At 74.5% G+C, this 21261-nt stretch carries 16 protein-coding genes, 1 tRNA gene and 1 pseudogene; 10 read left to right on the forward strand and 8 right to left on the reverse strand.

Features of this window, described 5'->3' with window-relative positions:
- The first annotated feature begins 120 nt into the window (after positions 1 to 120).
- From EF903_RS11785 to EF903_RS11800, 4 genes are all read left to right on the forward strand, one after another.
- Positions 121 to 197, forward strand: a tRNA-Pro gene (locus EF903_RS11785).
- A 180-nt stretch (positions 198 to 377) separates the two neighbouring features.
- Positions 378 to 2093, forward strand: coding sequence for a serine/threonine-protein kinase (locus EF903_RS11790; RefSeq protein ID WP_260615099.1), 1716 nt, complete (start codon positions 378 to 380; stop codon positions 2091 to 2093).
- Positions 2094 to 2253: 160 nt separating this feature from the next.
- The gene (locus EF903_RS11795; protein WP_125543157.1) at positions 2254 to 2598 is read left to right on the forward strand and encodes a DUF1330 domain-containing protein; all 345 of its coding nucleotides are present in this window, start codon (positions 2254 to 2256) and stop codon (positions 2596 to 2598) included.
- 156 nt (positions 2599 to 2754) lie between these two features.
- Positions 2755 to 3612, forward strand: a complete 858-nt coding sequence (locus EF903_RS11800) for a DUF72 domain-containing protein (RefSeq protein ID WP_125543158.1) — start codon at positions 2755 to 2757, stop codon at positions 3610 to 3612.
- A gap of 177 nt (positions 3613 to 3789) precedes the next feature.
- Here EF903_RS11800 and EF903_RS11805 read toward each other — a convergent pair whose 3' ends face one another.
- From EF903_RS11805 to EF903_RS11815, 3 genes are read right to left on the reverse strand one after another with little or no spacing between them, the layout of a single operon-like run.
- Positions 3790 to 5631: an FG-GAP-like repeat-containing protein gene (locus EF903_RS11805; RefSeq protein ID WP_125543159.1), complete on the reverse strand. Its 1842-nt coding sequence runs from the start codon at positions 5629 to 5631 to the stop codon at positions 3790 to 3792.
- A 36-nt stretch (positions 5632 to 5667) separates the two neighbouring features.
- Positions 5668 to 6153: a hypothetical protein gene (locus EF903_RS11810; protein WP_125543160.1), complete on the reverse strand. Its 486-nt coding sequence runs from the start codon at positions 6151 to 6153 to the stop codon at positions 5668 to 5670.
- Positions 6154 to 6202: 49 nt separating this feature from the next.
- On the reverse strand, positions 6203 to 9541 hold the full coding sequence (locus tag EF903_RS11815) for an ALF repeat-containing protein (protein ID WP_125543161.1): 3339 nt from the start codon (positions 9539 to 9541) through the stop codon (positions 6203 to 6205).
- 391 nt (positions 9542 to 9932) lie between these two features.
- On the opposite strand from EF903_RS11815, the gene EF903_RS11820 reads away from it, so the two are divergent.
- Together EF903_RS11820 and EF903_RS11825 are read left to right on the forward strand one after the other, a co-directional pair.
- The gene (locus EF903_RS11820; protein WP_185902625.1) at positions 9933 to 10973 is read left to right on the forward strand and encodes an AraC family transcriptional regulator; all 1041 of its coding nucleotides are present in this window, start codon (positions 9933 to 9935) and stop codon (positions 10971 to 10973) included.
- Positions 10974 to 11206: 233 nt separating this feature from the next.
- Entirely contained in the window at positions 11207 to 12502 is a 1296-nt protein-coding gene (locus EF903_RS11825; protein WP_125543169.1) for a phosphatase PAP2 family protein, read from the forward strand.
- A gap of 49 nt (positions 12503 to 12551) precedes the next feature.
- Here the strand turns inward: EF903_RS11825 and EF903_RS11830 are convergent, their stop codons facing one another.
- Together EF903_RS11830 and EF903_RS35155 are read right to left on the reverse strand one after the other, a co-directional pair.
- Entirely contained in the window at positions 12552 to 13778 is a 1227-nt protein-coding gene (locus EF903_RS11830; RefSeq protein WP_260615100.1) for a branched-chain amino acid ABC transporter substrate-binding protein, read from the reverse strand.
- Complete coding sequence (locus tag EF903_RS35155; RefSeq protein ID WP_260615101.1) at positions 13730 to 14653, reverse strand: serine/threonine-protein kinase; 924 nt, start codon at positions 14651 to 14653, stop codon at positions 13730 to 13732. The genes EF903_RS11830 and EF903_RS35155 overlap by 49 nt, the downstream gene beginning before the upstream one ends.
- Positions 14654 to 14842: 189 nt before the next feature.
- On the opposite strand from EF903_RS35155, the gene EF903_RS11840 reads away from it, so the two are divergent.
- Positions 14843 to 15952, forward strand: a complete 1110-nt coding sequence (locus tag EF903_RS11840) for an ABC transporter substrate-binding protein (protein ID WP_125543170.1) — start codon at positions 14843 to 14845, stop codon at positions 15950 to 15952.
- Between the two features lie 25 nt (positions 15953 to 15977).
- Here EF903_RS11840 and EF903_RS11845 read toward each other — a convergent pair whose 3' ends face one another.
- The 3 genes from EF903_RS11845 to EF903_RS11855 form a co-directional block, all read right to left on the reverse strand.
- Positions 15978 to 16823, reverse strand: coding sequence for a carbohydrate-binding protein (locus EF903_RS11845; protein ID WP_125543165.1), 846 nt, complete (start codon positions 16821 to 16823; stop codon positions 15978 to 15980).
- Positions 16824 to 16933: 110 nt separating this feature from the next.
- Positions 16934 to 17851, reverse strand: coding sequence for an AraC family transcriptional regulator (locus EF903_RS11850; protein WP_185902626.1), 918 nt, complete (start codon positions 17849 to 17851; stop codon positions 16934 to 16936).
- A 104-nt stretch (positions 17852 to 17955) separates the two neighbouring features.
- The gene (locus EF903_RS11855) at positions 17956 to 18585 is read right to left on the reverse strand and encodes a hypothetical protein (RefSeq protein WP_125543166.1); all 630 of its coding nucleotides are present in this window, start codon (positions 18583 to 18585) and stop codon (positions 17956 to 17958) included.
- A gap of 1014 nt (positions 18586 to 19599) precedes the next feature.
- Between EF903_RS11855 and EF903_RS36090 the strand changes: the two are divergent.
- The 3 genes and pseudogenes from EF903_RS36090 to EF903_RS11870 all read left to right on the forward strand — a co-directional run.
- Positions 19600 to 19944 (forward strand): annotated as a pseudogene (locus EF903_RS36090) (ATP-binding protein); the annotation flags it as partial.
- A 496-nt stretch (positions 19945 to 20440) separates the two neighbouring features.
- On the forward strand, positions 20441 to 20878 hold the full coding sequence (locus tag EF903_RS11865; protein WP_125543167.1) for a roadblock/LC7 domain-containing protein: 438 nt from the start codon (positions 20441 to 20443) through the stop codon (positions 20876 to 20878).
- Complete coding sequence (locus EF903_RS11870) at positions 20875 to 21234, forward strand: DUF742 domain-containing protein (protein ID WP_125543168.1); 360 nt, start codon at positions 20875 to 20877, stop codon at positions 21232 to 21234. Before EF903_RS11865 ends, EF903_RS11870 begins: the two co-directional genes overlap by 4 nt.
- The last annotated feature ends 27 nt before the right edge of the window (positions 21235 to 21261 follow it).

A 21261-nucleotide genomic window follows, 5' to 3' on the forward strand; every position in this document is an offset into this window, starting at 1 on the left:
CCCACCATCCGGCCATCCTCCCCCGCCCCGGACACCCGTGCATGCGCACCCCTCGACGTGGGGTAATCTTCTGCATGTGCCGCAGGGCAGAACCCCAGGTGGGAGCAGCCCGAAGCACAACGGGACGTGGCGCAGCTTGGTAGCGCACTTGACTGGGGGTCAAGGGGTCGCAGGTTCAAATCCTGTCGTCCCGACCATGCTCTATGCGGGTCGGAGGCCGTTCTCTCATCCGGGAGGACGGCCTTTCGTGCGTCCGGAGCCCGGTGGAGCCCGGTGGTCGCGGCGTGGTCCTCGTCGGCGACGCCGGCCGGTGCGCGGTCGGCTTCGGCCTCGCAGGTTTGTCTGACGTCCAGTCACATCGCATAAGGTCGGCATCCGTGACGAACGGCATCGACGACATACCGACCCCGCTCAGCCCCCTCGACCCGCGCGAGACAGCCGGGTACCGGCTGCTGGCTCGGCTCGGTGAGGGCGGCATGGGCACCGTGTACCTCTCGCACACGCGCGGCGGACAGCCCGTGGCGTTCAAGATGATCCGCCGCGAGTACGGCCAGGACCATGACTTCCGGCGCCGCTTCGAACAAGAGGTACGGGCCGCCCGCCGCGTCCAGGGCTACCACCTGGTACCGGTCGTCGACCACGACACCACCGGCGACCTTCCGTGGATCGCCACGGCGTTCGTGCCCGGCGTGTCCCTCGCCGACGCGCTCACCTCGTACGGTCCCCTGCCCCTGCCCGCGGTCTTCCAGCTGATCGGCTGCACCGCGCGGGCGCTGGGTTCCGTCCACGCCGCCGAGGTCGTCCACCGCGACCTGAAGCCGGCCAACATCCTGCTCGGCTCGACCGGCCCGTACGTCATCGACTTCGGCATCGCGCGGGCGGCCGACACCACCCAGATCACCCGCAGCGGCGGAGTCGTCGGCACCCCGCAGTACATGTCGCCCGAGCAGAGCCTGGGCGAGCCCGTCACCGCCGCCACCGACGTGTTCTCAGTCGGCCTGATCGCCGCCGTCGCGGCGACCGGACGCCATCCGTACGGCGAGGGCGGCGCGACCGCCCTCGCCGTACGGATCGCCAACACCGAGCGGACGCCGCCGGACCTGGCCGGCTACCCGGCACCGCTGCGGGCACTGCTGGAACGCTGCCTTCTCGCCGATCCGGCGGAGCGCATCACGACGGACGAACTCGCCCTGCTCTGCGAGCGGGCATCGGGGCGACCGCTGCGCGCGTTCCGAGACTGGCTGCCCGCAGCGGTCACGGAGCAGATCAAGCGCAGGGAGGAAGCGGTCCGACGCCTCCCGCAGCCGGCACCCGCGCCGACGCCGGCAGCCACCCCCACCCGACCGGACGCAGGGGTGCACGTGTCAGAGCAGCCCACCGTCTCAGCCCCGCCGCCGCCCGGCTCCCGGCCGCCCGGTCCGGCCCCGACGCCATGGCCGACGGCGCCGGTGCCCCCGTCCACCCAGCCCAGGAAGCGCAGCCGCCCGGCGATGCTCGTCGCCGCCGGTGCGGTCGCCGCCGCCCTCGCCGTCGTCATGACCTGGGTGCTCACACGCCCGGACGCCGGCACGGACACCGACACCTCCGGACCGGACCGCAAGGGCACCGGCACCTCCGCCCCCGTCGGCTCGCCGTCACCGGCGCCGCCGCAGACCACGTACACGCTCCTCTTCGCGGACAGGCCCTTCACACTGCGAGCGCCGGCCTTCAACTCCGGCACGCACGTGGACCTGGACGCGCCGAAGCTCTTCCCCGACGGGAAGATCGGCAAGGACGACGGCATGGAGCTGACCTATCAGGACTGGGGTGGCGCGGACCTGCGCTTCCTCACCTCCACGGGGACGGGCACCGCCGGTACGCCGGAGGCCTGCAGGGCCGCCGTGGACACCGACACGCTGCCGGCCTCCATCCCGAAGAAGGATCTGAACCTGGGCAGGACACTGGCCAAGGGCACGGTGCTGTGCACCGTCACCAGCGAGAACAACCTGGCGATGCTGCGCATCACCGACGTCCTTCCCCCCACCAAGGGAGCGCCGTCCTCGGACATGCCCGGTTACGCCACCGCACTGTCCCTCTGGAAGATCGCCCCATAGATCCGGCGTGTGCTCGAAGCCGGGACGGGACGAGAGGCCCCCGGGCGGGCCGCCGGCCCGGCCATGACCTCTGAGGTAATCGCCAGCCCGGTCGTGCGCTGACAGGATCGGACCGACGGCCCGCACCGGCCGATCGACGGACCGACCTGGGGAGCATCCCATGACCGCGTACGCCATCGCACACCTCCGCCCCGAGACGATGCACGAGGACGTCTTCGCCTACATCGAGGCCATCCAGTCGACGATGGACCCCTTCGGCGGCCGCTTCCTCGTGCACGGCAAGGAGGTCGAGGTCCTGGAGGGTCCCTTCCCCGGCACCGTCGTCGTCATCGGTTTCCCCGACATCGAACGGGCCCGCGCCTGGTACGCCTCCGACGCCTACCAGGCCATCCTCCCGCTGCGGACGCGGCACATCGCCGGCGAAGCCGTCCTGGTCGAGGGGGTCCCGGACGACTACGACGCCTCGGAGAGGGCCGCGGCCCTGCGTGCCGAAGCCGGACTCTGACAGGCCGCTGCTCCCTCGCCCCTGCCGGGCCGCGCCGCCGCCGGGCGCAGATCCCGGTTCGCGCTCCGACGTACCGCAGTTGCCGTGCCGGTGCCGGGACGCCCGGGCGGTGACGGCTTTCGCGGGTAGACGGGCCGTGACGAAGGGACGGCCGCAATGGGTGAGTTGCTGATCGGAACGTGTTCGTGGACGGACAAGACGCTGGTGGCCGGCGGGTGGTACCCGCCCGGGCGGCGTGATGCCGAAGGGCGGCTGCGGCACTACGCCGAACGCTTCCGCGTGGTGGAGGCCGACGCCGGCTACTACGCGCTTCCCAGCGTGCGCAACAGCGCGCTGTGGAGCGAACGCACGCCACCGGGCTTCCGGTTCGACGTCAAGGCGTTCTCCCTCCTCACCGGCCACCCGACCCGCAAAGCCGCCCTCCCCGGCGACCTGCGCGACCACGACCTCGGGGACCCGGAGCTGCTCGACGAGGTCTGGCACCGGTTCGGTGCGGCCCTGCGGCCCCTGCGCGAGTCCGGCCGGCTGGGCGCCGTACTGTTCCAGTTCCCGCCGTGGTTCCGTCCCGGCCCGCGGGCGGAGGCCCTGCTGCACGCCACCCGGAAACGGGCGTACCAGTGGCCGATGGCCGTGGAGTTCCGCCATCCCGACTGGTGGCGCGAGGACCGGTGCGAGCGCACCGCCGCCCTGTTGAGGGACCTCGACGCCACCGCGGTGGCCGTGGACACGGCCCAGGGGCTGCCCAACTCGATGCCCGGCGTCACACCCGTCACGTCCTCGAAGCTCGCCGTGGTCCGCTTCCACGGCCGCAGTGCCGCCTGGGGGACCGGCAGCAAGGAGGACCGCTTCCGCCATACGTACACGCAGGAGGAACTGGCCGGCTGGCTGCCGCGCCTGCGCCTGCTGGCGGAGGGGGCCGAGGAGCTGCACGTCCTGTTCAACAACTGCTGCGGCGACGCCGCCGTACGCTCCGCGGAGACCCTGCGCGATCTGCTGGAGTGCGGCACATCGTGACTCGACGGACTTCGGCGGTACTGCCGGTCACCGTGGGCGGGCCCCGTCGTCCCGGCACACCGATGGACGGCGCAGCCGCCGGTCGGCGGCGTGCAGCGAGCCCGCCGCGGTGACTGGGAGTTCACCGGTGGCGGGCTCGCCGGCCTTGGCCGGGCAGGGCGGGAGGTGCGTTCCGGGTCAGCCGACGCTGCCGGTCCAGCGGCTTGCCGGAGGCTGCACCGTGGAGCCGGTGCTCAGGAAGGAGAACAGGGTGTCGACGGGGCGTCCGTCGGCGGCCGTGCCACCGCCGTACAGGATGCCGACGTCGGCCTTCCCGTCGCCGTTGTAGTCGCCTGCCGTGAGCCGGCTCACCGGCCAGCTGAAGCTGCCGGTGCTGGTCCAGGCCGCCTGCGGGGCGGCGAAGTCCGTGCCGTTGCCGGCGAAGGTGAACAGCGTGGTGGTGCGCTTGCCGTCGGCGTTCACGCCGCGGTCGTACAGGACGGCGATGTCGTCCTTTCCGTCCCCTGTCAGGTCGCCGGACGTCACCTTGGACGCGCCCCACGAGAAGGAGCCGCCCGAGGTCCACGCCGTGCGGGCGGGGCCGAAGCCGGTGCCGGTGCTGTTCAGGGTGAACAGCAGCGTCTTGTGGACGCCCTGGCCGTCCGTGCCGCCGTCGTAGAGGATGCCGATGTCGGCCTTCCTGTCGCCGTTGTAGTCGCCGGTGGTGAGCCGGCTCGCGGCCCAGGTGAAGCTGCCCGGGCTGGTCCACACCGAGCGGGGCGCGTCGAAGGCGGCGCCGTTGCCGGCGAACGTGAACAGGCTGGTGGTCGCCTTGCCGTCGGAGTCGGTGCCGCGGTCGTACAGGACGGCGACGTCGTCCTTGCCGTCGCCCGTGAAGTCGCCGGAGGCCACCTTGGAGGCGCCCCACGAGAAGGCGCCGGCGGAGGTCCACGTGTTGCGCGGCGAGGCGAAGGCCGTGCCGGTGCTGTCGAAGGTGTAGAGGAGCGACCTGTTGTTGCCCTGGGCGTCCTTGCCGCCGTTGTAGAACACGGCGACGTCGTCCTTGCCGTCGCCGTTGTAGTCGCCGGCCGTCAGTTTGCTCGCCGCCCACGTGAACGCACCGGACGAGGTCCACGACCTCACCGGAGCGTGGAAGCTGGAGCCGTTGCTGAACCAGGTGTACAGCGAGGAGCGGGCCTTGCCGTCCGTGCCGGTGCCGGCGTCGTAGAGGGCGGTGATGTCCTTCTTGCCGTCGCCGTTGAAGTCGCCCGAGGCGACCTGCGCGTCGCCGGGAAGGGCGAGGACCTGCCGGATCCAGTCGCCGAGGCCGTCGACGCGGACGGCGGTTGCCGCGTTGCGCTTCTCGGCGGGATCGGTGCCGAGGCAGCCGGCCTGCCAGGAGCGGCTGCCGAGCCCGACCAACTGTCCGCTCGCGTTGACCACGGGGCCGCCGGTGTCGCCCTTGCAGAGGGTGTCGCCGGGTTCGCCCCTGCCCGTCAGCGCGAGGGTGGTCGCGTCGACGGCGGTGGTGTCGAAGGAGCCGGTGTGCACCGCGCCCGGCACCCACGCCGTCTTCGTCCGGCCGTAGCCGGCAGACGTCACGACGTCCCCCTGGGCGGCAGCGGCGGCGGCCGGCTCGACGGGGGCCACGCCGGCGACCGGCTGCGCCAGTTTCGCCAGAACGGCATCGCGGTCGGCCCGCGGCACGAGCAGGGTCACGTCCTGGGTGGTTCCTCCCAGGGTCGCGGTGGCCTTGTGCTTCGGCGCGCCCGCCGGAACGGGGGAGCCCGGCGCGTCGGCGAAGCAGCTCGTGCTGGTGAGCAGCCACTGCGCGGCGACCAGGGCCGCGGAACAGGCGCGGGTGGAATCACCCTCGCCGATGTTGACGCGGGCGGTGTAGGCGTACTGGCCGTCGGCCGCCGGCGCGCCGGTGACGGCGGAAGCCGGCCCGGCCGTCAGGAGGCCGGCGATCGTGGCGACGGCGGAGGCGAGGGCGGCGCCGCCCGTCCGGGTGGCTCTGCGCCCGAGGTTGTCTGACATGCGGTACTCCGAAAGTGGTGAAGGGGGCGGGGCGGACTACTCGGAAGCCGAGATCTCGACGAGGACGTGGTCGCGGCGCTGCGGGTCCGCGGACTCGCCCACGCCCTTCCATTCGTTCGGGGCCACGGAGATGTTCTGCTCGCTGCCCTCGGCGGTCAGGGTGACCTCGGTCCGGTGGGCCGCATCGCCCTTCATTCCGTAGACGGCGGGTATTTCCAGGCTGAGGTATCCGGTCTTCCCGGAGACGCGGAAGCACACCGTGCCCTTGGTGCGCGAGTACACCTCCATCAGACCGGAGTTCGGCGCGCAGTCGGCCAGGGTGATGTTCCCGTCGCCGCGCTTGAGGGTGATGCCGCGCTCGGCCAGGATTCGGCCGGCGTCCGGGTAGGCGAAGTCCTCGATGGCGTAGGGAGGCTGGTCCCCGCCGGCAGGTGTTTCGTCTGCATGGGTGGCGGTGACCCCGGCTGCGATGCACGCCGCGGCCGCGGCAGCCGTCGCGACAAGGCGCTTTGCGAGCTTCATTTCGTCATTTCCTTTCAATCGGACGCATGGTGGTTCGCGGGGAGCGGACTCACCATTCCTTCCAGCCGATGGTGATGAGCAGGAGCTCGACCCCCTCGGCGACCACTTCGCCGACGTGTTTCGCCACGCCGGTCTTTTCCAGCAGGCGCGACTTTCCGGCGAAGCCGACTCCGCCGAGCACGAACATGCCGAGTGCACTGTGGAACTCGGCGCTGTCCCAGCCGTACGCGCTACCCGTGAAGCAGGCGCTCGCCCCCTTGAGGACCACGGACACACCGTTGAGCCAGAGGGCCGCCGTTGCGAGGGGTCCCGAGATCGGGAAGGCCGGGGCCAGGAGGGCGGCAGCGCCGCCGAGTGCGAGTCCGGCGGTGCCGGTGATAGTGCTCCAGTGCTTGGTGACCTTCGCCCAGTCCTTCTCGCTGGCGATGTCCCCCGGCCACAGCCCCCAGTCCACGTACCAGGGCTTGTCCTGCTCGGCACCCCGGGCGGGATGGGTACCGGTCGCCTCGTACTGCTTCGCCTGCTCGGCCGCCGCCTTGGCGGCGGCCGTGTCCTCGGCCCGCCGCTTGACGGTCGCGATACGGAGGGCCTCGCTGGCTGCGTCGGCGGCGGCCTTCGCGTCCCGGCCGGCCTGGGCGGCCGAATTGCTCGCCGACGTGGCGCTCGCCTGTGCGTCCACCGCGTACGCGACCGCCTGCTGCGCGGAGGACATGGCCTGCCGCATCGAGTAGTTCGCGGTCCGGGCCGCGCCCTGGGCGATCGACGCCGCCTGTTTGGCAGTCGCCGCGGACTGAGCCGCCGCGGCTGCCGAGGCGTCGGCGGCATCGGCGTTCTTCTTCGCCTCCTGGGCGGAGTCGGCGGCGTCTGCTGCGGACGCCTGGGCGGCCTCCGCCCACGCGACCGCCTCGGCTGCCGCCTTGCGCGCTTCCGCCGCCGCCTTGGAGGCGAGGGCGGCATCCTGCATGGCCTTCGCCGCGACCTTCGCGGCCTGCGCGATGGCGGCGCGCACCGCGGCCACGTGGGCGGCGTGGTCCTGGTCGAGGAGGGCGACGCAGAACTTGTCGCGGACGACGAACTGCCGCCGCATCTCGGCGGTGCCCTCCAGGACGATCTGTGCGGCCGCCCGCATGAAGAGGCCGCCGGAGGACAGGAGGCCGAACACCTCGACGTGGTCGTCCTCCTTCACCGCCTGCACCAACTCGACGGTGAGGAAGCGGTGCAGGGCGGGGGCGCTCCCGTCGTTCAGGGCGGCCTCCGCCTTCGCCTTCACGGCCCGGCCCGGGTTCTCGGCCAGGATCCGGAACACCGCGGCACGGTTCTCCGCCGCTGCCGCTTCGACGACACCCACGGTGAGGAAGTTGCGGACGGCGTCCGGGTTGTCGTCGGCGAGGGCTCGGTGGGCTGCCTCGGCGACGGCTGCCGACGCCGTCCTGGCCACCGTCAGAAGGGCCTCCCGATCGTCCTGCCGCTCGGCGATGAGGCGGTCGGCCCCGATCCAGTTCGCCACGTCGTGGTCGGAGCCCGCGAGGGCGAACTCGGCGGCCTGCTGGGTCCAGGTGCCCGTCGAGTCCAGCAGCATGACGGCGGCCTTCCGGCCGGCGGCGACGCCCGCGGCCGTGTCACCCGCCTGCAAGGACCTCGCGGCAGCGGCGAGGAGGTCCTTGCAGGCGGAGGCGGTCTTGTCCGCCTGCGTCCTCTCCCGCAGGACCCGTTGGATGTCGTCGGTCTCCGTCTGCGCCCTGGCGCGAGCCGCCTCGGCCGCCCATTCCGCCTCCTCGGCGATCCGCGCGGCCTCCGCCGTCCGCGCCGCCTGCTCGACGGCCGCGGCTTGCCTGACGGCGTTGTCGGCCGCGGTCGCCGCGGAGACCGCGGCCTCGGCGTGGGCGGTGGACCGCTTGGCGTACTCGATGGCCTTGCCCGCGTTCGCCGCGGCCTCCTCCGCCGCCGCGGCCGCCTTCTCCGCGTGGTCGGCGGCGCTGGTGGCGGCGTCGCGAGCCACGCCGGCGGCTTCGGCGGCCTTCTGCGCCAGGCCCTGTGCGGTGCCCGCGGCCCGGGTGGCGCGCCTGGCCGCGGAGTCGGCCTCGGCCGCCGCAGCCTGTGCCTGGGCGGCCTGGGACTTGGCGACACCGGAAGCGGAGGAGGCGGCATTGGCCGCCGACTTGGCGGCGGCCGCAGAGCTCCGCGCCGCCTCGGCGGCCCGCGAACCCGCCGTGACCGCCTGACCGGCGGCATCGGCGGCCACTTGGGCGGCAGCGGCGGTGGCACGGGCGCGGCCGGCGGCATCACGCGCGGCCTGGGCGGCCTGACGGGCCGCCGACGCCTTCGTTGCGTCCTTTGAGGCGGCGATGGCGGCGCTGTAGGCGCGGGTGGCGGCATGACCCGCGGAAGCGGCGGCGCCCGCCGCTGCCTGCGCTGCCTGCGCAGCCCGGTTCGATGCGGACTGGGCGCTGCGGGCCGCGGCGATCGCGGTGTCGGCGGCGCTCGCGGCACCTCGTGCGGCCGTGGCGGCGTCGTTCGCCGCCGCCGCCGACCTCTTCACGTCGTTCTGGGCGGCAGCCGCCTCCTCGGCCGCCTTCAGCGCGGCAAGCTCCGCCTTGTGGGCGGCGTCTTTGGCCCGGGTCGAGGCGGCGACCGCCTGCTCTGTGTGCAGCTTCGCCCGGTTGCCCTCCCGGACCACGACCTTGACCAGCTGCTCGATCGACGAAGCCTCTTCGTCGCGGGTGCGTGCGATGTGCTGGCCGGAGACGAGGAACTGGTGGACCGCACGCGGCGACCCGTCACCGAGAGCGCGCTCCGCGTACTTCTTCACCTCGGGCGTGGCCGTGGTGAGGATGGCGAAGACCTCGGCCTTCTCGTCCTCGTACTGCGCGGTGTGCCACGTCTCCCCCAGGAACTTCCGCAAGGCCGCGTGGGTACCTGTCTCCAGCGCCTTGGCCGCCTCCCTCCTGACCGCCGTCCCGCTGTTGTCCATGACGGTGAACACGTCCGCGCGCAGGTCCGTCTCCAGGGACTGCCGGTAGCCGTCGCGCAGGTACGCGGCGATCGCCCCGTCCCCCGCGGACAGAGCGGCCCCGGCCGATTCGCGCACGGACTTGCCCGCGTGCGGCAGGGAGCTGAAGACGGCGAACCGCGCGTCGTGGGCCCTGGCGGCGGGCAGCTCTGTCGTGAGGAACGCGGAGACGGCCGCCGGGGAGCCGGCGAGAGCGGTCGCGGCGGCCTCCCGGACGGACCGGCCGCCCGTCTTGTACGCCCACACCGCCCTGCCCCGGTCGGTGTCGGGCAGGCCGCTGCCGGGTTCGCCCTCGGCCGCGCGGGCAGGGCCGGCGGCGAGGGTGAGGACGGAGGGCAGCGCGGGGACGGCGGCCACCCCGGCGACTGTGGTGAGCATGCGGCGCCTGCTCCAGAACGACGGCGACGTCACGTGTGCATTCCCCCTGGGACATCCGGGACAGGCCCGGCGGGCCCGTCGTTCGAGAAGTGAGATGGTCCGTTCACCGGCGGCACGCCCCTGTGCCGCTCGTGTACAGCTCGCGTACGGACGGCGCCGGCGGAGGCCCTCGGAGGGCTCCGGCCGCCGGCTCGCCGCCGTGATCGCGCTCAAGGTAGGCGCGGTCCGGCGGCGGGGCAGAGGCCTTCGCGCGCCACGAAGGGGACCGCGCCCGCCACCTGCGGATGCCGCCCGCCTCGGGCGTCGCCCCGGGGCCCCGCGGACGGATGGGTGTCGCCCGACGGCGTTTTCTCGACAGGCAGTTCGAGCCGGCTGTAGCCTCCGGTGTCGTATGAACGCCCACGCCCACGCTGTCGACGGCACGGTCTCGGCCCACCTCGTCCGCTCCCTCGTCGGCGCCCTGGCTGCCGCGGGCAGGGGCAGGCCTGCGCGCCTGCCCGATCTCACGGGCGACTTCCTGGGAAACGACCTGGCCAGGGTCTCGACCCCGTCGCTCATCACCGTCTGGGAGGACCTGGTCCTCACGGACCCCCGCACGCTCATCGGCCCGCTGATCCTCCAGGACGCCCCGATCGGTGCCTTCGGCGTCTGGGACTACCTGGTCACGACCGGGCCCACATTGCGCGAGTCGTTGACGAGCGCCGTCGACCTCATCGCCGCCATCGGGGACCCGGCCGCCGAGAAGCTGCTCGTGGAGGAGGACGGGCGCCGATTCACCGTCCGCCACGCCACCGGCACCTGGGGGCCCGACGTGGTGCAGGCGGTCGACCTCTTCGCACTGTCGCTCTTCCTGACCCGGGCACGCCACGCAGTGGGGCGCGACCTCGCCCCGACCCGCGTCACCATCACCCATCGCCCTCCGGCGCAGGCCCGGCAGCTGACCCGGCTCTTCGGCACGGACCGCATCGACTTCGACGCCCCGTACAACTCGATCTCGTTCCGCGAGGACGACGTGCGCGCCCCGCTGCCCGCCGCCCAGCCGGGCCTGGACCGGCTCCTGGCCCGCCACGCGGAACGCGTCCTGGCGGAGTCCCGGCCCGTCCTGCCGTGGCTCGACCGCTTCCGGCCGGTCCTGGCGGCGGCCTGCCGGGAAGGCGACCCCGGCATGGCGGCCGTGGCGCAGCGCCTGGCGATGAGCCCCCGCACGCTCCAGCGGCGGCTCGCCGAGAACGGCACCACGTGGAGCCGGCAGGTCGAGGCCGTGCGGCAGGAGCGGGCCCTCGAACTACTGCGCACGACCGAGCTGCCCTTGCGGGTCATCGCGGACCGGGTCGGGTACGCCGACGTACGGGCTCTGCGGAAGGCGGTGCACCGCTGGGAGGGTCGCTCCCCGCGGGAGGTCCGGGGCGCCGTGGGACCGGCACCGGCCTGACCCCCGCCGTTGCCCTGCCGCGACACGGAGGCCGGTTTGTCACTTCCGGCGGAGGCGGGCCTTCCCGGGTTCCGGGCCGCTGGGGGCGCTCCGGGGGCCGCTAGCATGTTCGGACTGTCCACGAGCACGTCGCACACATGAACATCGGCTGACAATTGATATCCACGGTTTCGCGAGCGTTTTCCCGCGCAGACGGCGCAGTCCGATCCGCTGTACGGGGCCGGCCCCGGGTCCTGCTGTGGGCCGCCGTGGGGGCGGTCGCCCTGGTGTTCCTCGTCGCGCTCGAGTTCGCCGCGCGCCGGTACGGCGAGGCCGGGCCGCTCACCGCCCAGGCCCGGGAGGTGCTCTTCGCCCCCCGGTCGGGGACGGTGTTGTACGCCGCGATGGCGCTGATGATGGTGGTGCTCACGTGGCGGCAGCGGTTCGCCGCCGTCGGGGCCGCCGTTGCGATCGACCTCGTCCTGTGGCTCGTGCGGGCGCAGCTCGGCGCCGAGCAGATGGCCGGCAGCGGCGCCCTGTGGGTGACCCTCGCCTTCGCCGTGATCGCCGTCACCCGCCGCACCGGCCGGGAGCGGATGCTGCTGCTGAAGGGCGTCGGCCTCGCGCTGCTCCTCGTGGCCGGCCGCAAGACCGGCTACACCTGGCTGCTGCTCACCTCGCAGACGCGGCCCATGGTCCTCGACCAGTACGTCGCCGCCGCCGACCACGCCTTCGGCAATCCGTCGTGGGTGGCGGGCCGGATCGTGGAGGCCACCGGCGCGGCCGGGGCCCACGTCCTCGACTGGGTGTACGTCCAGCTCGCCGTGGCCGCCGTCGCGGTCGCCCTGTACCAGCTGCGCAACGTGGCCGCCGAGCGCCGGTTCCCGCGCCACCACCTGGTGCGCAGCTTCCTCGTCATCGGGCTGCTCGGGCCGGGCATCTACATGGTGTACCCGGTCGTCGGGCCGATCTTCGCGTACGGCGCCGACGGCGGGCAGTGGGCCCTCGCGGACCTGTGGCCGCACACGCCGCCGCCGGTCGGCGTCCCCCAGCCGATGCCCTTCGACGGGTTCACCCCGCGCAACTGCATGCCCAGCCTGCACACGGCCTGGGCCACGGCCATCTTCATCCACTCGCGCAGGGCGCCGAGGGCCCTCCGCTACGCAGGAACGTTTTGGCTGATCGCGACCCTCGGCGCCACGCTCGGCTTCGGCTACCACTACGGCGCCGACATCATCGCCGGCGTGGTCTTCACGGTCACCATCGAGGCGGCACTGCGCGCCTGGGACCGCGGCCGGGACCCGCAGGGCGTCCGCCTCGCCGTGTACGGCACCGCGGTGTTCGCCGGGCTGCTCGCCTCGTACCGCTTCCTGTCGGTGGAGATGGCCGGGCTGCCGTGGCTGTTCGGGCCGCTGCTCCTGCTGGCGGCCGGCTCCGTCGTCCACGGGTACGTGCGCACCACCCGGCGGTGGGAGCGGGAGGACGCGCCGGTGCACCTGCCCGCACCGCGGCGCGAGGCGCAGCCCGAGCCGCAGCCCGAACCGGTCTGACCGGCCCCGCGGCCGCCGGAGGAACCCGGCGGCCTGGCCGCCGGTCGCCTCAGGGCTCGTACGCGCCGCTCTTCACGCTCTCCCAGGCGCCCGCCCGGACGGTGTAGACCGTCAGCTGCCGGTTCACGGTGTCGCCGTACGCGTCGAACGCGACGGGCCCGGTGGCGCCCTCGAACGACACCCGCCCGACCGCGTCCGCCATCTTCGACCGGGCGTCGGAGGGGAGGGCCCCGCCGTTCGCCGCGGCCACGGCCTTGACCGCCTCGATGACGGCCCAGGCCGCGTCGTGCGCGGCGGCGCCGTAGAAGCCCGCGTCCTCCCGGTAGCCGGCCCCCGCGTACCGGGCCAGGAAGGCCCGGCCCCCGGCCGTGTCCTGCGCGGGCACGCCGAGCCATGTCGCCAGGTCGCCCTCGGCCCGGTCGTTGCCCTTCACGAACTGCGTGTCCAGGATGCCGTCCCCGCCCATCAGCGGGATCTGCGCGCCCGACTCCTTCAGCCGGCGGGAGAGCGGGGCCGCGACGGTGTGGTCGCCGCCGAAGTACACCGCCTCCGCGCCGGACGCCTTCACCTGCGCGGCCAGCGCGGTGAAGTCCTTCTCGCCGGCGGCGACGGCGGCCGCCCCTACGACGCTCCCGCCGAGGCCGGTGAACTCGCGGCGGAACCCGGCGGTGAGGGCGGTGCCGTGGGCGGAGCCGTCGTCGACGGCGAAGACCTTCCGCTTCCCCGCGTCCCGGTACAGGTGGCGGGCGGCGAACGGCCCCTGCGCGGTGTCGGTGGGGGTGGTGCGGAAGTAGCCGCGGTGCGGGCGGGACCGGGTGCCCCGCGCCCAGTCCGGGCCGAGCGTGAGGACGGGGTCGGTGTTGGACGGCGAGACCGTGACCACGCCCGCCCGGTCCAGCGGGGGCACCAGGGACCGGGCGACGGACGAGGTGAACGGCCCCACCACGCCGAGGACGTCGGCGGCGTCGGCGAACCGCGAGGCGTTCTCCAGGCCCTTGGCGGGCAGTGCCTCGTCGTCCAGGGCCCGGACCTCGAAGGCCACGCCGGGGACGAGGCGGCGCTCGTTGGCCGTCCGGACCGCGAGGTCCACGGAGTTCCTGATGCCCTGGCCGAAGGAGGCCGTGTCGCCGGTGAGCGGCGCGCTCACACCGATCACCACCTTCACCGGGTCCGCCGCGGCCGGGCCGCCCCGGCCGGGCCCGCCGTCGCCGTGGGACAGCGTCCACGTCAGGCCCCCGCCCGTGGCGAGCACGGCCAGGGCCGCGGAGACCACCACGGAGCGCCGGCCGGGAAGGCGCCGCCGCGGGCCGCCCGACGGCCCGCCCGGCCCCGGCGGAACGGGGCCCGCCGCGGCGTCGACGGCGGTCGGGGTGGGTGCCGCCGCGCCGGGTCCTTGACCAGAAGCGCGTCCAGTACGGGGCCCAGGGGCCCGGCCAGCAGCGGCGGCCGGTGCGGCCGGGTGAGCACGGCGACGGCCAGGGCGTGCAGGCCCTCGGCGCCGAACGGCGGGCATCCCTCGACGGCGTGGTAGAGGGTGGCGCCGAGCGCCCAGAGGTCGTTGGCCGGGGTGGGGCGCCGGCCCTCCAACTGCTCCGGCGGCATGTACTGCGGGGTGCCGATGACCAGCCCGCTGTGGCTCAGCCGGGTCGTGGCGTCGGCGAGGTGCGCGATGCCGAAGTCGGTGAGGACGACGCGGTCCTTCGCGAGCAGCACGTTGTCGGGCTTGATGTCCCGGTGCACGATCTGCGCCGCGTGCGCCTCGGCCAGGGCGTCCAGCACCGCGGCGCCGATCTCCGCGACGCGCCGCACCGGCAGCGGTCCGCGGTCGCGGATCTCCGCCGCGAGCGACGGCCCGCGGACGAACTCCATGACGATGACGGGAGCACCGCGGTGCTCGACCACATCGTGCACGGTGATGATCCCGGGATGGCTGATTATGACCGCTGCGCGGGCTTCGCCGGTGAACCGCCGCAGCAGCGCCGCGCGGTCCGCCTCCTCCGTCCCGGGCGGGAGGAGGATCTCCTTGACGGCCACCTCGCGCCCGAAAAGCCGCTGGTCGACGCCGCGCCAGACGCGGCCCATGCCGCCCTGGCCGATGCGTTCGACGAGCCGGTACCGGCCGGCGACGAGTTCCGTGTTCTCTTCGGTCACGCGCATACTCTAGGACCGGATTCCGGCCGATCTTGTGACGGTCCCACAACTCCTCCCGGGCGCCAGTAAAGCGGTTGCCCGCGGCCGGGCCGGCGGATCCAATGGCCGGCACGACCACCCCGGTGCCGCGCGCCGCGCCGCCGGGCCCGCACCGCCGCAGGGGAGACGCCGCCGATGCACACGCCGCCGATGCACACGCCGCCACCGCCCGGAGCCCGTCCCGCGGGCGGCCCGCCCGTCCGCATCGGCGCGCTCGCCCCGCTGACCAGGCCCGGCTGGACGGAGGCGGGCCGGCAGCTGCTCGCCGGACTGGAGCTGGGCGTCCGCGACGTGAACGCCGCCGGCGGCATCGCCGGCCGGCCGCTGGAGCTGCTGGTCCGGGACACGGCCGCCGACCCCGTGCGGGCCGCGGCGGCCGTGGACGAACTGGCCGGGCTCGGCGTCGCGGCCGTGGCGGGCGAGTACCACAGCGTCGTGGCCCGGGCGGCCGCTGCCCGGGCCGACGCCGCCGGCGTGCCGTTCCTCTGCTCGTCCGCCGTGCTCGACCAGCTCACCGACGGACCGGCGCAGCAGGTCGCCCGCCTGGCCCCGCCCCAGTCGCAGGGCTGGCGGACGTACGCCGACTTCCTCCTCGCCGCCGGGCGGCGGCGGATCGCCGTCGCCTCCCAGCCGAGCGTCTACTGGACCTCCGGGACGCGCATCCTGCGGGAGCGCCTCGCCGCCGCGGGAGGCACCCTCCTCGCACTCGACGCGGACGCCCTCGCCCCCGGGGCCCTGTGCGACGCGCTCGCCGCGGACGGTGCCGCGGCCCTGCTCCTGCTGGCCGGCCACCCGGAGCCCGCGGTTCCCATCGTGCGGGCCGTGCGGGCCGACCGCCGCCTCGACGGCCTCCTGATCGGCGCCCCGGCCGGGCAGCCGGAGTTCGCCGGATGGGCCGCCGCGCTCGGCGCGGACGGCGCCGGGATCCCGTTCCTGCGCTACCTGCCCGACCGGCTCGGCCCGCTCGGCGAGCGCGTCGCCGCGGAGCTGCGGGCCGGGCTGGGCGGAGCCCCGTCCTTCGTCGCCTTCGAAGGATGGGACACCGCCGCCGTCCTCGCCGAGGCGCTGCGCACCCGTGGCACCGACCGGGCGGCCGTCGCCGGGGCGTGGCCGCACGTGTCGGTCGAGGGCACCCGCGGGCAGATCCGCTTCGCCCGCGCCGCGGGCACCGGCGTGTGGCAGTGGGCGGGCGCGCCGGTCCAGGTCGCCGACCGGGACCCGGCGCGGCCCGACCGGTTCCGGGTCCGCCACGCCGGCTGAACCCGGAACCGGACCGGCAGCCGGCCTACACCCGCCGCCACAGGGCCGGGGTCGTCGGCGGCTCCCAGCCGACGGTCGCCACGTGTGCCTGCAGGCACGAGTAGGCCGCGCCGCCGTACGAGACCCGGTCCCCGGCCCGGTAGGAGCGGCCGGGGGTCCAGGCGTCCGCGGGCGGCTGGGAGGCCGTGGGCGACGGGGAGGGGCCGCCCTGGTCCACGTCGAGGACGAAGTCGAAGGTGCCCTCGCGTCCCGGGCCGCTCTGGCGGACGTTCATCAGCAGGCGCGCGTCGAAGATCGTGTCCGTGGCGTTGCGCGGCTCCCCGGGGAAGTACAGCTGCGTCGTCAGCACCCGCCCGCCGGGGGCCTGCGCCTTGACGTGGATGTGCCGGGTGCGGCCCGGGTAGAGGCCGGGGACGACGGTGCGCAGGGTGAAGGCGCCGCGCGCGTCGGTGAACTGGTGGCCGCGGAAGCCGTACCCGGCGTTGTCGTACGCGCCGTTCACGTCGGCCTGCCAGAAGTCCAGCAGGGCGCCCGCCACCGGCCGGCAGCTCCGGCCGAAGACGAAGCCCGACACGGTGAGCGGGACCCCCGGCGTCCCCGGCGGGACCAGGGAGGTGCGCTGCGGGGAGTTCGGCTTGAAGTACGGGCCCTCGGTCTGCGGGATCGTCGGCGCGTCGCCGTCGTCGCAGGGCGGGGTCAGCTCCGGCTCGGCGCCGGCTGCGGCGCCGCGGTCGCGGGCCAGGGCCGCGCCGCCGCCGATCAGCAGCGGGGTGACGCCGGCCAGGGCGGCGGCCTTGAGCACCGACTTGCGGCTGACGGCCCGGCGCCGCGCGCCCTGGGCGCCGTGGTCCGGGTCTTCGTGAGAGGGCATGCCTCGACTCCTTCCGGTCGTGGGGGTGGCGGGCCGGAACCGTGCCGCGGTGGGGCGCGGCAGCGCCGCGGGCGGCGGCAACCCGCCGGTTCCGGCGCCGCGTTGCCAACCTAGGGCCCGGATTCGGGCGCCGCGATGGACGTGATCCGGGGATCGTGGTGTTTTCCTGCGAGCCCGGCCCGGAACCCGCCGGGGGTCAGGCCTGTCTCGCGCCGGAAGAAGCGGCAGAAGTAGGACGGGTCCGTGAATCCGGCCTGGTGGGCGACCTGTCGCACCGTCATGTCCGTGCCCGCCAGCAGTCGTTTCGCCTCCAGCGTCTGCGCGCGGCGGATCAGCTCGCCGGGGGTCAGGCCCGTCGCCTGCTTCACGGCGGCGTGCAGGTGGCCGGTGGAGACGCCGAGTTCGCGGGCGCAGGCGGCGACCGTCAGCTGCGCCCCGCCCGGCCGGGCGGTGATCCGCCCGAACGCCTCGGCGAGGCCGTCCGCCCGGTCGGCGGGCACGGCCGGCGGCGGGACCGCCTCGGCGGCACGCGCGGCCTCCACGACGAGGATGTGCAGGTAGGCGCGCAGCACGCCGGCGTATCCAGGCCGCAGGGCGCGGTACTCCTCCTCCATCGCGTCGGCCAGTCCGGCGACGCGCGGCGCGTGCGCCCCCAGCGGGACCGTGGGGCGGCCGGCGAGCCGGCGCAGAGCGCGGGCGTCCTCGGGGTGCCCGCCGAGGAAGTCCTCGTGGAAGAGGACGACCCGTCCCGTCAGCCCCTCGGCCCCCTCCCAGTGGTGCACCTGGCCGGGGGTGATCACGCACAGCAGGGGCGGGGCGAGGGGGCCGGGCACGAGGTCGAGGACGTGCTCACCGCTGCCGCCGGTGACGTGGGCGATCTCGTGGAAGGTGTGCCGGTGGGGGAACCCGGCACGGGAGAGCGGGCCGATCGCGTCGAAGGAGCCGACGGCGAAGGGCAGCAGGTGCGGCTGGGGCACCTGGAGGCGGTGCAGGGGCAGTTCGGCGGCGCTGCGGCCGGTGGGCGTCATGGGTCCTCCCGCATCAGGCGTCACGGCAGTGTGCGCCACCCGCGCAGGATTGGTACAGACCACCAGCTCCGGGCCGGGCCGCCGGGCCCCTGTCCCGCGGCGCCTCAGCGGTGGTGGACCGACGCCTCGGCGAAGGGCCGCGCCGCCGATGCCGGCGAGGCGAGGACCGCCACCCAGGACCCGTCCGTGAACTCGATGTCCATGCGCCCCTTCTGTACCACCCCGCGCGGGCCGGCCCGCAGGGCGGAGACCGCCTGTCGCGGCACCTCCCAGTACTGCCGCATCACCGGAGTGGACCGCCACAGCGGGGAGACGTCGGTCAGGGCGAACCAGCGCCGGTCCGTGACGGCGAGTACCCCGCCGACCGAGCCGCGGGCGTTCGCCCGGCTGACGAGGAAGCGGCCGGCCTCGCTCTCCCAGCCGCCCTCCATGCTCTTGCCGTGCAGCAGCCGCGACCCCAGTGCGTCCACGGCGTCCGGGAGGCGGTCGACGCCCTCCGCCGCGGCGGCGGGACGCGAGAGGCGCGGGTCGAGCGCCTTGGCGTGGACGAACTGGCGCAGGGGGCGGGGGATCCGTGCCTCTATGCGCCGGGAGAGCGCCGGGGGCTCCGGCGGCGCGAGGAGCGACTCGGGCGGGTACGGCACGCCCGGGCCGAGTTCGTAGGCGCATGCGGCGACGAGCCGCTCGTCCTGCCGGAGGAAGTGCTGGGCCTGTTCGCGCGTCGCCTGGTTCAACGCGTGCGCTCCTGTTCCGTGCGGGTCCGTGAGGAGGCGAGCCGGCGAATGGCGGGGCTCTGCCGAAGATCATTCTGCCCCCGGGGGAATCACTGGTTCCGCGCGGGGTACCGGTCAGTAGCAAACCACGGGAAAACGCCCCCGACCGGCACACAAACGGGTTTCGGACAGAAACGCAGGACTCAACCCGGTTGTCCTGTCCGGATCATGACCTGCTGTCAAGGGTCGTGCGCGGAGCCGCTAAGATTCCGGGCCGTTGTCCTATGATCATTCGCTTTCGATCGTTTGAGGGTTCTGATGGTTCGCGTGGGATCGTCGCCCGGTAGTCCAGGGGCCACCTCACCCGTCGTCTGGGCGCTTCCCGCCCTGGCGACCGCAGTTGCCGCGGCGATCGCCATCGCAGCGGTCTCCGCACCCGCCCGCCCGCCCGTCGCCTGGGTCGGCGCCGTCGCCTTCGCGGCGGTCGCCCTCGCCTGCGCCGTGGCCGCCCGGCGCAGCAGGGCCGTCGCCGTCCTGCGCGCCGCCGTCGCCGCACAGGAGGCGGCCCTCGCCCGGCAGCAGACCGAGACCGTCCGCCTGGCGCAGGAGCTCCTGCCGGATGTCGTCGAGCGGCTGCGCAAGGGGGAGTTCCCCGAGGAGGTGCTCGCCTCCCTGGAGGAGCCCGGCACCCACGGGCCCGGACTCACCCCGGAGTTCCGCGCCGCCCACCAGGCCGTGCTGCGCTCCGTCCTGGAGGCCGTCGTCGCGGAGGAGGACCTGCGCGACTCCGCGCAGCGCGCCTTCGTCAACATCGCACGCCGCGTCCAGGCCATCGTCCACCAGCAGGCGCAGGAACTGCGCGACATGGAGGACCGCCACGGCCGCAGCCCCGACGTCTTCGGCGACCTCCTGCGCCTCGACCACGGCACCGCGCTCATCGGGCGCCTCGCCGACTCCATCGCCGTCCTCGGCGGCGCCCGCCCCGGCCGCCAGTGGTCCAAGGCCGTCCCGCTCTACAGCGTGCTCCGCGGCGCCATGTCCCGGATCATCGACTACCAGCGCGTGGAGCTCCACTCGGTCTCCCAGGTCGCCGTGGTCGGACCGGCGGTCGAACCGCTCATCCACGCCCTCGCCGAGCTCCTCGACAACGCCACCCGCTACTCGCCGCCGCAGACCAAGGTCCACCTGACCGCCGTCGACGTGAACTCGGGCATCGCCGTCGAGATCGAGGACGGCGGCGTCAGCATGAGCGAGGAGGCGCGCAGGCGCGCCGAGCGGATGCTGCGCCAGGCGCAGGAGGGCATCGACCTCGCCGACCTCGGCGAGACGCCCCGCCTGGGCCTCGCCGTGGTCGGCCGGCTCTCGCAGGCCTACGACTTCCAGGTCTCGCTGCGCGCGTCGGCGTACGGCGGCGTCCGCGCAGTCCTCGTCATCCCGCAGGCCCTGATCACCGCCAGTTCCGCGGCGAGCGGCGTCGCCCACGGCATCGGCACCGCCTCCGGCCCGCGGGCCGCCCTGCCCGCCGCCGGGTCCGAGGCCCTGCCCGCAGTGGTCGGCGAACCCTCCGCCGCGGAGGAGCGGTCGGCCGCCGGGGAGCACACGGCGGCCTCCGACGACGCGCCCGCCGCGGTCCGCCCGCCGGCCGCCGCCGCACCCGCGCCACGGCCCCGGACGAGACCGCCGCGGCCGCACCCGCGGCCTCCGCCGCACCCGCCGCGGCCGCCGCGGCACCCGAACCCGAACCCGGCATGTGGCTGGCCGCCTTCCAGGGCGGCCTCACCGGGGACACCAGCAGCAAGACCGTCCCGAGCCGCCGTGCCGCAGCAAGCCCGAACACAGACGCCTCGCCGGACACGGCGAGCAAGGGGGAACAGCCATGAGTCAGCAGCAGAGCAACATGGACTGGATGCTCAAGGACCTGGCCGAAAGCGTTCCGCAGACCCGCCACGTCATCGTCCTGTCCGCCGACGGCCTGCGCATGGCCCAGTACGGCACGGAGACCGACACCGCCGACCGGCTCGCCGCCGCCTGCGCCGGACTCCAGAGCCTCGCCGGCGCCGTCGCCGCCGAACTCCCGCACAGCAGCGGCCGGATGCGGCTCGTGGTGATCGAGATGGACGGCGGGTTCTTCTACCTGATGGCGGCCGGAGCGGGCGCCTACCTGGCGGTCCTGGCCGACGAGGGAGTCGACGCCGGCCTGATGGGCCAGCGCATGCGCGACCTGGTCGCCCGTATCGGCGAGCACCTGAGCAGCCCGCCGCGGGTCGGAGACGCCCCCGGAGCCACCGCGCCCGGGGGAGGGCTGACCGCGTGAGCAACCCGGGCCGGGACTGGGAAGACGGCACTCCCGAGCGGCTCTACGTGATCACGGGCGGGCGGAGCGGACCGGTGTCCCCGGTCCCCCTCGACCTCGTCACCCTGATCATCGCCAAGACGGGGCCCAGGCCCGGGATGCAACCCGAGCACGCAGCGATCATGAGGATGTGCAGGTCACCGCTGTCGGTGGCCGAGATCTCCGCGTACCTCGCCCTGCCGGTCAGTGTGGTCACCGTCCTGCTGGGCGACCTGATCACCGCCGGCCACGTGCTCTCACGCCCGCCCGTCGCCCCCGCCAAACTCCCCGACCTGGCACTGATAGAGGCAGTCATCGATGGACTACGCAAGCTCTGAGCCGCCGCCCACGGCCCCCCACCGAGG

Origin of the sequence: Streptomyces sp. WAC05292 (assembly GCF_003949955.1) — a bacterium.
Lineage (GTDB): Bacteria > Actinomycetota > Actinomycetes > Streptomycetales > Streptomycetaceae > Streptomyces > Streptomyces globosus.